At 28.7% G+C, this 13,907-nt stretch carries 14 protein-coding genes; 13 read left to right on the top strand and 1 reads right to left on the bottom strand.

Features of this window, described 5'->3' with window-relative positions:
* Positions 1-214 precede the first annotated feature (214 nt).
* From CHL78_RS14455 to CHL78_RS14410, 10 genes are all read left to right on the top strand, one after another.
* Complete coding sequence (locus tag CHL78_RS14455) at positions 215-1,384, top strand: MalY/PatB family protein (RefSeq protein ID WP_094369781.1); 1,170 nt, start codon at positions 215-217, stop codon at positions 1,382-1,384.
* A gap of 120 nt (positions 1,385-1,504) precedes the next feature.
* The gene (nhaC, locus tag CHL78_RS14450; protein WP_094369782.1) at positions 1,505-2,935 is read left to right on the top strand and encodes a Na+/H+ antiporter NhaC; all 1,431 of its coding nucleotides are present in this window, start codon (positions 1,505-1,507) and stop codon (positions 2,933-2,935) included.
* 19 nt (positions 2,936-2,954) lie between these two features.
* On the top strand, positions 2,955-3,233 hold the full coding sequence (locus CHL78_RS14445) for a hypothetical protein (protein ID WP_094369783.1): 279 nt from the start codon (positions 2,955-2,957) through the stop codon (positions 3,231-3,233).
* Positions 3,234-3,396: 163 nt separating this feature from the next.
* Positions 3,397-4,200 carry a hypothetical protein gene (locus CHL78_RS14440; protein ID WP_094369784.1) on the top strand — a complete coding sequence of 268 codons (804 nt, stop codon included), beginning with the start codon at positions 3,397-3,399 and terminating at the stop codon, positions 4,198-4,200.
* A 12-nt stretch (positions 4,201-4,212) separates the two neighbouring features.
* Positions 4,213-5,343, top strand: a complete 1,131-nt coding sequence (locus CHL78_RS14435; RefSeq protein ID WP_094369785.1) for an ATP-binding protein — start codon at positions 4,213-4,215, stop codon at positions 5,341-5,343.
* A 3-nt stretch (positions 5,344-5,346) separates the two neighbouring features.
* Positions 5,347-6,756, top strand: a complete 1,410-nt coding sequence (locus CHL78_RS14430; RefSeq protein WP_094369786.1) for a vWA domain-containing protein — start codon at positions 5,347-5,349, stop codon at positions 6,754-6,756.
* 426 nt (positions 6,757-7,182) lie between these two features.
* The gene (locus CHL78_RS14425) at positions 7,183-8,586 is read left to right on the top strand and encodes an alanine/glycine:cation symporter family protein (RefSeq protein ID WP_094369787.1); all 1,404 of its coding nucleotides are present in this window, start codon (positions 7,183-7,185) and stop codon (positions 8,584-8,586) included.
* Between the two features lie 667 nt (positions 8,587-9,253).
* On the top strand, positions 9,254-9,751 hold the full coding sequence (locus CHL78_RS14420) for an RNA polymerase sigma factor (protein ID WP_094369788.1): 498 nt from the start codon (positions 9,254-9,256) through the stop codon (positions 9,749-9,751).
* A 13-nt stretch (positions 9,752-9,764) separates the two neighbouring features.
* On the top strand, positions 9,765-10,631 hold the full coding sequence (locus CHL78_RS14415) for an anti-sigma-V factor rsiV (RefSeq protein WP_094369789.1): 867 nt from the start codon (positions 9,765-9,767) through the stop codon (positions 10,629-10,631).
* Between the two features lie 107 nt (positions 10,632-10,738).
* On the top strand, positions 10,739-11,620 hold the full coding sequence (locus CHL78_RS14410; protein ID WP_094369790.1) for a polysaccharide deacetylase family protein: 882 nt from the start codon (positions 10,739-10,741) through the stop codon (positions 11,618-11,620).
* A gap of 256 nt (positions 11,621-11,876) precedes the next feature.
* On the opposite strand, the gene CHL78_RS14405 is transcribed toward CHL78_RS14410, so the two are convergent.
* Positions 11,877-12,305, bottom strand: a complete 429-nt coding sequence (locus CHL78_RS14405) for an MgtC/SapB family protein (RefSeq protein ID WP_094369791.1) — start codon at positions 12,303-12,305, stop codon at positions 11,877-11,879.
* Positions 12,306-12,439: 134 nt separating this feature from the next.
* Between CHL78_RS14405 and CHL78_RS14400 the strand changes: the two genes are divergently transcribed.
* The 3 genes from CHL78_RS14400 to CHL78_RS14390 form a co-directional block, all read left to right on the top strand.
* Complete coding sequence (locus tag CHL78_RS14400; protein ID WP_094369792.1) at positions 12,440-12,640, top strand: cold-shock protein; 201 nt, start codon at positions 12,440-12,442, stop codon at positions 12,638-12,640.
* A gap of 263 nt (positions 12,641-12,903) precedes the next feature.
* Positions 12,904-13,206 carry a hypothetical protein gene (locus CHL78_RS14395; RefSeq protein WP_094369793.1) on the top strand — a complete coding sequence of 101 codons (303 nt, stop codon included), beginning with the start codon at positions 12,904-12,906 and terminating at the stop codon, positions 13,204-13,206.
* Between the two features lie 434 nt (positions 13,207-13,640).
* The coding region (locus tag CHL78_RS14390; RefSeq protein ID WP_147295830.1) for an HTH domain-containing protein at positions 13,641-13,907 on the top strand (267 nt) is incomplete at its 3' end.

Genomic DNA, 13,907 nt, shown 5'->3' with positions numbered 1-13,907 from the left:
AAAATACTAACTCATTGAACCTATTTATTTTTAAAAAGGGGTAAACGGGGTTTAATAGAAAATATAATAAATAAATAAGAATATCTTTATCTAAAAATAAATGCTTAAAACTATGGAATTTGAGGTAATTTTATTTTTTAAAACATTTTTATAAAGTTGGCACGCCTATTGCTTATATAAAGATGTAATCAAAAATGACGGAGGTAATTTAATTATGAGTTATGATTTTGAAGCTGTAATAGACAGAAGTAACAACTATTCTGCAAAATGGTCAGAAATGGATAAAAAATATGGAAGTAACGATCTTCTTCCTATGTGGGTAGCAGATATGGATTTTAAAACTGCTCCATGTATAATTGATGCTATGAGAGAAAGATTAGAACAAGGTATCTATGGATATACAACTAGACCTGATTCTTACAATGAGTCAATTGTAAACTGGGCAGCTAGAAGATACGGATGGGAAATAAAAAGTGATTGGTTAATATTTAGCCCAGGTGTTATACCATCAGTAAGTTTAATAATACAAGAAATGACTGAAAAGAATGACAAGATAATGATACAAGAGCCAGTGTATAGTCCTTTTAATAGTGTTGTAAAAGATAATGGTAGAGAATTAGTAATAAGTCCATTAGTTAAGTTAGAAGATGGAAACTATGTAATGGATTATGAAGATATAGAATCAAAAATAAAAGATGTAAAGATGTTTATATTATGTAATCCGCACAATCCAGTAGGTAGAGTATGGACTAAAGAAGAGTTACAAAATCTTGGAGACATATGCATTAAGCATAATGTAAAAGTTATCTCAGATGAGATACATAGTGATATAATATTCAACGGTCATAAACATACTCCGTTTGCATCAATAAATGAGGAATTCGCACAAAATAGTATAACTTGTATGGCGCCGACTAAAACATTTAATATAGCTGGATTACAGATGTCTCAAGTTGTATTACCAAATGAAGAGGATTATAAAAGATTAGACTCAGCATTTGCTAGAATAGATATAAGAAGAAATAATGCATTCAGCTTAGTAGCAACAGAAGCAGCTTATAACCATGGAGAAGAATGGTTAGATGAATTTATAGTATATTTAGAAGGTAATGTTGATTTTGCAATAAAGTATATAGAAGAAAATATTCCTTCATTAAAAGTTAAAAAGCCTGAGGGGACATATTTACTATGGGTAGACTTCAGTGGAACTGGGCTAAGTGATGAAGAAGTAGCGAAAGCTTTAGTTGAAGAAGGTAAGGTTGCATTAAATAATGGAACATCTTTTGGAATTGGTGGAAAAGGATACCAAAGAATAAATTTAGCTTGTCCTAGAGTTATGGTTGAAGATGGATTAGCTAGAATAAAGAAAGCTATTACTAAGTAGAAATGCTTAGGTACCACGAAATAGATTAATTAAAATAATCTATTTCGTGGTACAACAATAAATTAATTTAAATATGAAAACGTTATTATAAAATACTGTAAAACTTGGGGGAGTTATAAAATGAGCAAAAACATTGAGAAAAGAAAACCGACATTTAAATATGCAGCACTAGTAATGTTTGCAATAATAGCCTTAACAACTACTGGTATGGTTGTATTTGATGCATCTATAACAACAATGTTTCTATTATCATGGTTAATAGTTGTACCAGCAGCTATGAAACTAGGATATACGAATTCAGAGATAGAGGAATTTGGATTCTCTGTAGGTAAAGATGCATTTCAATCTAATATAATTATACTTTCTGTTGGTGTATTAATAGCTACTTGGATATCAGCAGGAACTATACCAACAATAGTTTACAGTGGACTTACAGTGATAACACCTAAGTATTTCTTACTTACTACGTTAATAGTATGTTCATTAACATCAATAGCAACAGGAACTTCTTGGGGGACATTAGGGACTTCTGGTATAGCATTAATGAGTATAGGTACAAGTATGGGGGTACCTCCTGGGCTTACAGCTGGAGCAATAATATCAGGAGCATTTTTTGGAGACAAAATATCTCCATTATCAGATTCTACAAATCTAGCAGCAGCAGTCTGCAAAACTGATGTTATAACTCATATAAAACATATGACACTTACAACAGTTCCATCTTATATATTATGTATAATATTATACACAGTAATAGGATTCAAATATGCAAATAACACAATAGACTACAACCAAATAAATGAAGTAATGTCTGTTCTAAACCAGAACTTTGAAATCGGATTTATATCATTAATACCAATTATATTATTATTAGCTTTATTATTACTACAAAAGCCACCAATAGTATCAATATTATGCTCAGCAGTACTTGGTGCAGGAATTGCAGCTGTTCGTGAAGGTGAAAAAATAGGGGATTTACTAAACTATATGTTAAATGGGTACTCTATAGATACAGGACTTCACTATGCAGATAAATTATTAAATCGTGGTGGAATAATGAGTATGGCAGAAACTGTAATACTAGTATTTATAGTATTCGTTATAGCTGGTATACTTCAAAAGACTGGATTTTTAGAAGTACTATTACAACCAATGATAGATAAGATAGGTAACTCAAGAGCTAAATTAGTTGGTTCTACATTTATAGCAAGTTACGCAGCCAATGCATTTAGTTCATCAATGATGTTTACATCTGTATTCGTAGGAACTGTAATGTCGCCATTATATAAAGAATTTAAATTAAAGCCTGAAAATTTATCAAGGATAATAGAAGACACAGCTACTTTAGGCGGTCCATTAATACCATGGAACTCAAATGCAATATTCTGTGGACAAACATTAGGAGTATCTCCATTTGAATTTATACCATATTGTTTCTTGAGTTGGATAACTCCAATAATATCATTTATATATGGTGTTACTGGATTTAGTATGAAGACCTATACAGAAGAAGAATATAAAGTATTACAAGAAGAAGCTGAAGTCATATAAAAATAAGGAGTAATTAGTTATGGAATTTCATTATTATTATTTGATTCAAGATATTATAGGATTAATAGTAGCTTTTATAGGAGTAAGAATGGTTACATTATGTTTTAAAATGATGTTATCTAGTAAGATGTCTAAAAATATATTTTTACTTATACTAAAATATACCTTAGTTACAGCTTCAGGAGCTAATATATTATTTAATCACTTTGGATTAAAACCTTGGATTATAAGTATAATATTGATGTTTATATCAGCTATAATTGCACCAAAAGAAAAAAGTAAATTACTTAGAATATAAAATTAAGTTACTTGTATATAGTAAAAATCCCTAGGGTTATCATAGCTTTAGGGATTTTTATTATATATTGGTATAATTATTCTGTTTAAATTGACTTAAAAAGTATATTAATTATAATAAGAAATAATCATATATAATAAAATTAAAAATAGAAAGGCATGTTATGGAAGAATTAAAACTTATTGAAACTATAAAAATAAATCCTGCTATTATAAAAACTATAAATAATCCTACAGATGAGATGAAGTTACTTGCTATTAAAAAGAATGGACTCTTATTAGAATATATAGATAATCCAACTAGAGAAATGGAAGCACTAGCTATAGATAATAATGCTAGATCAATTAAATTTATAAATAATCCTACAGAAGAGATGATGATAAAAGCTATAGATGACGGATGGAGCGTATTAGATTGCATCAAAAATCCAACTGATAAGGTCATTAAATTAGCCATAAATAAATCTGGATGGGCTATCCAATATATCAAAGATCCAAGTGAGGAGTTACAATTATTAGCTGTAAGAAAAAATTATGACTCAATAAAATATATAAAAGAGCCTTGTGAAAGTGCACAAGAAGAAGCTGTGAAAATAAATTATAGTGCATTAAGGTATATGAAGCCACCTAGTCATAGTGCAGAACTTGCAGCCGTTAAGAACAATGAGGCGGCTATAAGTTTTATAACTAATTTAGATAAAAATAAAATGTTAGAAATTTTGAAGGTAAATATTTTAGTACTTAAATATATTGAGAAAGAAATATCTAAAGATGAATTAGAAGAAGTATTAAAAGAATCTCTATCAAAGGAAGATATAGAAGAAAAGTATGTTAGGGATTTTCTAAATTGTAGTATTATAGATAAAAATAGTAAGACTATACCAATGGACAAGATAATGTTCATTTATAAATATGGAAGTAAAAAGTCGAAGAAAATAGCAGTAGATGAAAAACTAAAGATGATATAGGAGAGAGACAAAATGAATTTTATAGATACATTAAAGAGTGTTGACTTAGTATTAGCAACAAAAGAAGTACCCTTAGTAGTTGGAGAAAGTGGAATAGGAAAAACAGCTTTAGCAAAGAAGTTGGCTTATGAAAATAATTGGAGTTTAATTGTTATTGATGGAAATCTTCTTAAAGAAGGTGAAATAGGAGGTCTTCCAACTGTAGAATCTTATGTAGTAAGTAATTCAAATGGTTGTGAGATAGAAAAGAAAGCGACAGTATACGCAGTTCATAATAAATTAAGAGAAATCGATGAAGAAATGGCTAAAGGTAAAATAGTTCTTTTATTTATAGATGAGATAAATCGTTGTGAGCATACAGTGCAACAGGAACTTATGAATTTAATATTAAATAGAGAAATTAATGGATACAAGTTACATGATGATGTAAAGATATTAGCAGCAATGAACCCATCAAGTAAATATGGTTCAGATTTTGATTATCAAGTTGTGGATATGGATGCAGCTCAAGAAAATAGATTTGTATGGTTGAACATGGAACCTAATTATACACAGTGGTTAAATTGGGCAATCGGTGCGGGTATTGAGCCAAAGGTTATAGAATTTATTTCAACATTCCCAGAATATTTACACAGAATAAATGAAGGTGATGTACGTGCAACCCCAAGAAGTTATGAAAGAGTTTCTAAGAGTTACAAAATGTATAAAGAGAAAAAAGATTCAATACCAAAATCGGTATTTTTAAATGTTATAAAAGGAAATGTAGGTAAGGTTATTGCAGAAGAGTTTATAAGTTTTGTTGAAGCAGATTATAGTCCATTAGTGTCTTATGAAGATGTATTCTTAGGAGATACTTTGAGTTTAGATGTTATTGAAAGAGTAAAAAGCGAAAGCCATACAAGACTTTATTTATCAGCAATGAATATTCTAAAAAGCTTAGAATCGAATATAAAAAATGATAATACTGAGTCGAACTATTATATTAATAGATTTATGGAGTTTTTAAAATTATATCCGATAGATTTAATGGTAGGAATTATGAAAGATATTAAAAATAGTTATACAGAAGTATATAAAATAGCTATAGAAAATGAAGAGTTTGTAGAACAATATTTTGCATCTTATAGTTTAATAAGGAGCTAGTATATGGAAAGTTATTTTGAGAAACAAACAAAAGAGCTTTATGATAAAGCGAATAAAATTATAAATACGTACTCTATGTCAAAGGCGAATAAAAGTGGTGATAAGCTTGAAATAGATATACCACAAGATTTTAAAAATGATTTTTTTAGTCTTGTAGATAAAGTTAATTTAAGTCTTATGGAAGAGAAAGATAATTTCTATGGATATTTTTTATTTCAAACATTAAGGGAAATTAGATTTGATATAAGTAGCCCGACATCTGTAAACTTTAAAGAAGCTAAATATGTTATATATTTTAACCCAATAATCTTTTTAAATCTTAATATGAAACAAATGGAGAGTACAATAAAGCATGAAATTCTTCATATATTATCACAGCACTTAATAAGATCAAAAGAATTAAAAGATAAGTATAGTAAATTGGCTATTAATATGGCAATGGATATAGTAGTAAATAAATATTTAAATAACTTACCTCCATATGCGACTACTTTGGAGTGGGTAAATGCACATTATTCTTTAACACTTGAGCCATATGAGTCTTTTGAATATTATGTAGACAAAATTCAAACTGAGTTGGATTTACAAGAAGTAGATGAAAATGGCGAAGAGCACGATAGTAATATAGATGAAAATATAGAAACTGATTATAACCCAGAAAGAACCCATGATATATGGAAAGATTCTGATGATATAGATGAAAAAACTCTTAAAGAATTTACTGAGAAATTTATTAATAATTCTCAAAAAGGTAAAACGCCAGCTTATCTAGAAGGTCTTATATCATCACTTAAAAACAGCAAGGGAGAATTACCTTGGAATTTATATCTTAATAAATTAATGGGAACAGTTGAAAGTAATAAAAAGAAGACTATAACAAGAAGAAATAGAAGACAGCCAAATAGACTAGATTTAAGAGGTCAGCTTAGAAGTCATAAAGCAGAAATAGCAGTAGCACTTGATATAAGTGGAAGTATTAGTGATGAAGAATTTAAGCAAGCAATTAAAGAAGTGCTTAATATAGTAAAAAATTATAACCACGAAATTACTATTATAGAATGTGATAACCAAATTAGACGTGTTTATAAAGCTAAATCTATAAAGGATATAAAAGATAGAATTAATATAAGAGGAGGCACTAAGTTTACTCCAGTTTTTGAATATGCTAATAATAAAAAGATTAATCTATTGGTATACTTTACTGATGGTGAAGGTGAAGATAAGTTAAAAGTAATACCTAGAGGGTACAAAACTTTATGGGTTATTTCTGGAAGAGGAGATAAGCTTTCATTAAAAGAGCCTTATGGATCAGTTAAAAAACTTAGCAAGGTTGAAATAAAAGATGATAGGCTAGATATTAGTGATGTTAGAGATGATGGATATTCAATGAATAACCAAGCGCCAATTTTATAAATATTATTGTGAGTATTAAACACATTGGTAAGATTATCAATGTGTTTTTTTACATGTTAGAAACTAGAAAAGTTATTATTAAGGGAAATTTTCGCAATATTTTGTTAAATAGATATTATCTATATTTATATTGTAAAGATTGATAAAAATATATACAATATAGATATAAATAGTATGTAGAATTTCTAACAATATCAATTCAAAGCACAATCACTAAGTCAGATTATAGAGAAGATAACTTAGGCATAGCTTCATAAGTCAACTCGTCAAAGTAGTCCATTAAGTTATAGAATATTAGTTTTTATGTTATCACAGAGTTTCCTTATTAATATATTTGAAAAACTCTTTGATATAAATATAAGTCGGGCTGAGTACTTAAATCAAAAACTCAGACAAACTAGATTCAATAACAAGGGGGAGTTTGTAATGGAAGTACTATCAAATATTGTAAATGCGGCAAACGGTATCTTGTGGGATAAGAATATCCTATTATTTTTACTTGTGGGAACCGGTATATGGTATTCATTTCAATTAAAATTTATCCAAATTAGAGGATTTGGAGAAGGATTCAGGAGAACTTTCGGGGGATTATTCAAAAAAAGTGAAAAAGCTGATGCAGAGGGAATGTCCCAATTCCAATCTCTAGCTACAGCAATAGCAGCTCAAGTAGGTACTGGTAACTTAGCAGGTGCGGCTACTGCAATAGCAGTTGGGGGACCAGGAGCTATATTTTGGATGTGGGTTAGTGCATTCTTTGGTATGGCAACAATTTATGCAGAAGCAACAATGGCACAAAAGTATAAACAAGTAGGTGAAGATAAAACAGTAACAGGTGGTCCAGTTTACTACATAGAAGGAGCATTTAAAGGTAAGTTTGGTAAGATTTTAGCAGGTTCATTTGCTGTATTTATTATACTAGCCCTAGGATTTATGGGAAATGCAGTACAATCAAATTCTATTGCAGCTGCATTTGATACTGCCTTTGGTATAGATCCACTTATAATTGGTATTATACTAGCAGTATTAGCGTTTGTAGTATTTTCAGGTGGTATTAGTAGAATAGCTAAGGTTACAGAAACAGTTGTACCTATTATGGCACTATTTTATATTATAGGATCTCTAATTGTTATATTAGCTAACTATAGAAATATCCCTTTAGCATTCCAAGAAATATTTGTAGGAGCATTTGCACCTCAGTCAATAGCAGGTGGTGTTGTTGGTGCTACTATTCAAAAGGCTATGAGCAAAGGTGTTGCACGTGGACTATTCTCAAATGAAGCTGGTATGGGTTCTACACCTCATGCTCATGCGGTAGCAAAAGTTGATCATCCATCAGAGCAAGGATTTGTTGCTATGATGGGAGTATTTATAGATACTTTTGTTATATTAAATTTAACTGCTTTAGTTATTATTACGACTCGTTCAGTAACTCCAGATGGTTCTATTATTGGGACTGCACTTACTCAAGCAGGATTCTCTGCAGTGTTTGGTAAGTTCGGGGATATATTTATAGCTATTTGTATGTTCTTCTTTGCATTTTCTACTATTATAGGATGGTATTTCTTTGGAGAGGCAAATATAAAATATCTATTTGGATCAAAGGCTGTTAAAATATATGGAGTACTAGTATGTGTTTGTGTATTACTTGGAACACTTGGAGAAGTTTCTATTGTATGGACAATGTCAGACATGTTTAACGGACTTATGGTTATTCCTAACTTAGTTGCATTATTAGCTCTTACTGGAACTGTTAAGGCTGTACATAATGATTATATTAAGAAAAATGGTGGAATAAGCTCTAAGGGTAAAAAGAAAAATCCTACAGCTTAGATATTTTAAAATAGTTAAATAACATGATTATGAAGTACTCCTGTCTTTAATAAAAGCATAAAAATGGAATCCAAACTTTTTAGGGTTCCATTTTTTATTTTATTCTCACTTAAACTTAGAATTAGAAAACTCTTCTTTTACAATCTCTAAAAATAATTAAATATCTATCCAAAAATGATAGTATCAGAACAAAATATATTATAAAAATCTTATTGAGTGTATTTAGAAAAAATGCTAATTGGATGAGTAAATTTTCTTTTTTCAATTACTAGCATGCTATCATAATAATGGAGAGAATGGGCAGATTTAGTAAATTTATTAATTTGATTACAGTTAGGTCCAAAGTAGTCCTTCCACATTTATGTTATTTAAACCTAAATTTGAAACCAAATGATATCGGCATCTATATTAAATCTGTAGAACTTATAGTATGTCAAGTCAAAGACAAGTGCATATAAGAATGTATTTTATCTAAATATATACTACTATAGTTTATTACATATAATAATCTAATAAATAGTAATAGCTAATATGAGAGAAATATATATATTTTAAATGAAATATAGTCTTTTATAAAAAATTTAAAAATTTAATGTAAAAAAACATAAAAAAATAAAACTTTTAACACCGTATAAAACGTCTTATATTATGAGAGGTGGATACAAAAATGAAAGTACTAAGCTTAGTAGAACGAAAAAAAGAAAAAAAACTAAAGAAATATATAGTTGATAATAAAGAGGCATTATATAGATTTGCGTATAGTTACGTACACAATGAAGATGACGCACTTGACATAGTGCACGACTCTATATGTAAGTCATTAGCTAATATAAACACTCTCAAAGATACAGATAGTATTAAACCATGGATGTATAGAATAGTTTCAAATTGTGCAATCGACTACATAAGGAAAAATAAAAAATATGTAACATCAAGTGAGGACATAGAACTAGATGATTTAATAGGTTATGACAAATACGAAGACATAGATTTACAAAGAGCTTTAGATTTGCTTCCTGAAAAATATAGAACCATAGTGATACTACGATATTTTGAAGATATGAAAATAGCTGATATAGCTAAGATGCTTGATGAGAATGAAAATACTATAAAAACTCGATTGTACAATGCATTAGACAAATTGAAAATTAGCATTTCTGAATAAAGGAGTGAAGGCTTTGAATAAAAACGAAAACTTAGAAAAATTAAAAGATAAGTATAAAAATATAGAAATACCAGATAGATTGGACCGTATAGTAAATGACGCCATGAGTGTAAGTAAAACTAAAAAAAACAAAATAATTAAAAGTTCAGCTTTAGCTGCATCAATAAGTATATTAGTAGGGATTGTTAATTTAGTACCTACTTTTGCAAATACTTTAGAAAGCATACCTGGAATAGGTGGGGTTATAAAAATTATTAACTTTAGAAATTATAGAATAAATGAAAATGGATATGATGTTTCTATTGACGTGCCTAGAATAGAGGGGTTAGAAGATAAGGATTTAGAATATAAATTGAATAAGAAATTTGAAGAACGAGGAAAAGAACTATACAATGAATATCTAAAAGAGATGAAGCAACTAAAGTCAGAAGGTATAAAGGTAAAAGAATATGTAAAATATTGGTATGATGTAAAGACTGATAATGAAGATATATTATCAATAGTAATATATAAATATTCAGCCCAAGGTTCATCGAATATAACTAGAAAATTTTATAATATAGATAAGAAAAATAATACTGTTTTAACTTTAGAAGGAATGTTTGAAGGAACAGACTATATAGATGCTATAAGTCAAAATATCAAACAACAGATGAAAGAGAGAATGGAAAATAATCGAGAAGATGTTTATTGGTTAAATGATAAAATGGTTGATTCGAACTTTAATAAAATAGATAAAAATCAAGAATTTTATATAAATGATAAGAACCAATTAGTTATATGCTTTAATAAATATGATGTAGCCCCGGGCTCTGAAGGATTAGTTGAGTTTGTAATACCTCAAGAAATCACAAATCAAATTATATATTATCAACATTAATCTATAGAGTAAAGTGCAACTGAGTTAATAAATATATTAGGAAAATCATAAGATAATTCATCAATATTGAAAATGACAAAATAGATAGCAATTAAGAGGAGAGATACATGAGTTATAAAAAAGTAAACAAGAAAAAAGTAGTGCTAGTTTTGTTAGCGTGCTTAATTATGGTGGGAATTGTTAATAAAACATGGGTCTATGTAGACGCTCAAATACAGATGAAAGCAGAACAAAAAAGGATAGAAGAAGAGAAAAGAAAAGCAGAAGAAGAGAAGAAAAAATATATGGTAGGAGTAAGCCATGAAGGCAAAAAATACTCTTATGATGCTAACATCATAGCTGAAAAACTTAATAAATATGATTACTCTAATAACGGTGAAAAGATAGTCTTCTTAACTTTTGATGATGGTACATCAACAACTGTTACTCCACAAATATTAGAGATATTAAAAGAAGAAGGGGTAAAGGCAACATTTTTCTTAACTGGTCAAAACATTGAAAGAGGTGGAGATACAGCCAGAGAACTAATAAAACAAGAGTTCAATGAAGGACATGCAATAGCAAATCATTCATATAGCCATGATTATAAAACACTGTACCCTGGAAGAACTATAGACTTAGAAGCTTTCAAAGCTGATTTTGAAAAAACTGATGAGATTATCAATGATGTTTTAGGTAAGTACTTCTCAACCAGGGTGCTAAGATGTCCTGGTGGGCATATGTCATGGAAAGGTATGGAAGCTTTAGATACTCATTTAGCTGAGACTAACAAAGTATCTATAGACTGGAATGCATTAAATGCAGATGCTGAAGGTAAGAAAAAGAGCGCACAAGAATTAACTGATTATACAATAAAAACATCACAAGATAAAGAAATAGTGGTTCTTTTAATGCATGATACTTATGGCAAAGAAGAAACAGCTAAAGCTTTACCAGCTATAATAAAACATTTTAAAGAAAATGGATATGAGTTTAAGACTCTTGTGTAAAAATTAAGAAAATAAATACACATATAGATTTGTAGATAGTAATAAGAGAAAACGTTGATAATGACTTGATAGTAGTTTATCATTATAATTGGAATTGGGTAGTAATTGCTTCAAATGGAGAAGTGACAGATTAATCATATTAAAAGTGTATTAATTACAGAGATAGTTAGAGGCAATTGAGTTAGTTATAGGTACATATTTAATGAAAAAATAGTCTATGCTAAATATGATTGTGTTAGCATAGACTATTTTTCTTTTAGCTATTTTTCTTAATCTTCTTTGAAATTAAAAGATTTATCTCTATTAATATAGCTACACATGTAACTAAACCATAATAACCTAATCCAATACCAATACCCATAGCAGCTATACAAAAGATCGTAGCACCAGTAGTCAGACCAACTATTTCTTGGTCTGCATCATCTTCAGAAGGTTTTGTAAATATAACACCAGCACATAAAAAACCGATGGCCGTTATAATATTAGCAATAAGTCTGCTTGGGTCTGTGCCAGAACCTAGACCATAAGCTGAAATGATTGTAAGAAGTGTTGTCCCAATTGAAATAATAGAACAAGTACCATAACCTACAGATTTAGCTCCTTTTTTACTTCTCTCAAATCCAAGTACTCCTCCGATAATAGATGCAAATATTAATTTTGGAAGGTGTTCCAATAGTAAAAACATTTTATCACCTACTTTCTATTTATATTATTATAGCACTATCTATTATTCTTTATTTGTGTTATAATAAATATTGTAGCAATACAAAAAAATTAATTCAAGAGATTCTTGATACAGGTTCAATAGGAGAAGTTATAATGAATAACGGAATAGTAAAATGGTTTAACAATGAAAAAGGTTTTGGTTTTATATCAGTAGAAGGTGGAGATGATGTTTTCGCTCATTTCTCAGCTATACAAGCAGATGGTTTCAAGTCATTAGAAGAAGGTCAAAAAGTAAGCTTTGATATAGTTAAAGGTGCTAGAGGTCCTCAAGCAGAAAACATAACTATATTATAATATATATTGTTTCGGAAAAGATCCTTATAAAGGATCTTTTTTTTATGCATAATAAGGTAGAGTATTTACTATAATTTCAATCTCATAAGGAAACTGTCTGAATGCATTACTACATTATTGATTTAGAGGTCTTATTGTTATGCAAATTTATAGAGGTTACAAAAAAGTGCCTAATTGAGAGGAAAAAATAACTTTGTTATATTAAATATATAAAATACAAAGAAAGGCATATAAGAAAAATCTTATATGAACGGGCATAGAATATGATTAATAAATTAACTTATAAAATACAAAATACACTTTTAAACAATGAGTACACAGATATAATAGTAAAAAATAAAACTTCAAATAAGGAAGTAAGCATTAAGAACGCTAATATTAAATTTAGATATGAGCCAATACAAGATAAAGGATACTTAAGTTTTGGAGAATGTAAAGAAAGTACTATATGCGAAGTTGAAGATAAGAGCATAATTGAAGTAGTAATATATAATGATTCTCTAAAAATAGAAACAGATGAAAAAAGCTATTACTGTTATAAAAGTGCAGAAAAAAAATATTTCTAAATAAAAAAGAATAAGTTTTGGTAGATAAAATAATATATATAGATATGTATAACTACACTAGGCTAGTCCAATTTGGACTGGCTTATATTAATTTAGAGGCTATTTCGTAGAGCTTATAATTTGCTCTGAAATTCTTAAAGCTTTCAAATATAACAAAAATAAAAGTATATATTTTTCAAAGTAAGTGTGAAAAAGCTCGGCTTTTCTTAGTGTAAGGCTCAACTTATAATTAGAGTATAAATGAAGACACACATATTATTAATAAAATTTATTATTTAAATATTATTAATAATATGAATTATGCAAGTTATATATTAATGAGATACTTTTTTCACTGAAATAATGAAAAACATCAGCTTTTCTTGAAACTTACTTTAAGTTAAAATGTATATTATAAAATACACTACAAATTTAGAGAATAAGGAGGAGAGCATATGCGAGAAAGTCTCATTCTTAAAGAATTGAAAGACAGCGGTAATTATTTAAGCCTAGAATACTTTTCAAAAAAATTGGAAGTGTCAACTAGGACAATTAGAAATGATATGAAGATGATAGCTTCTGGAAATAAGGGCAAAGGGTTTAATATAGATTATAAAAGTAAATTAGGATATATCTTAGAAATAGAAGATGATAATATCTTTGAACAGTATATGAGAAGCTTATCGCCTACTCCAATAGAAAATCCAGAACAGCGTCTAGAC

Origin of the sequence: Romboutsia weinsteinii (genome assembly GCF_002250835.2) — a bacterium.
GTDB lineage: Bacteria > Bacillota > Clostridia > Peptostreptococcales > Peptostreptococcaceae > Romboutsia_A > Romboutsia_A weinsteinii.
The sequence above is the reverse complement of the archived record's forward strand: the minus strand, read 5'-3'. Positions and strand labels throughout refer to the sequence as shown.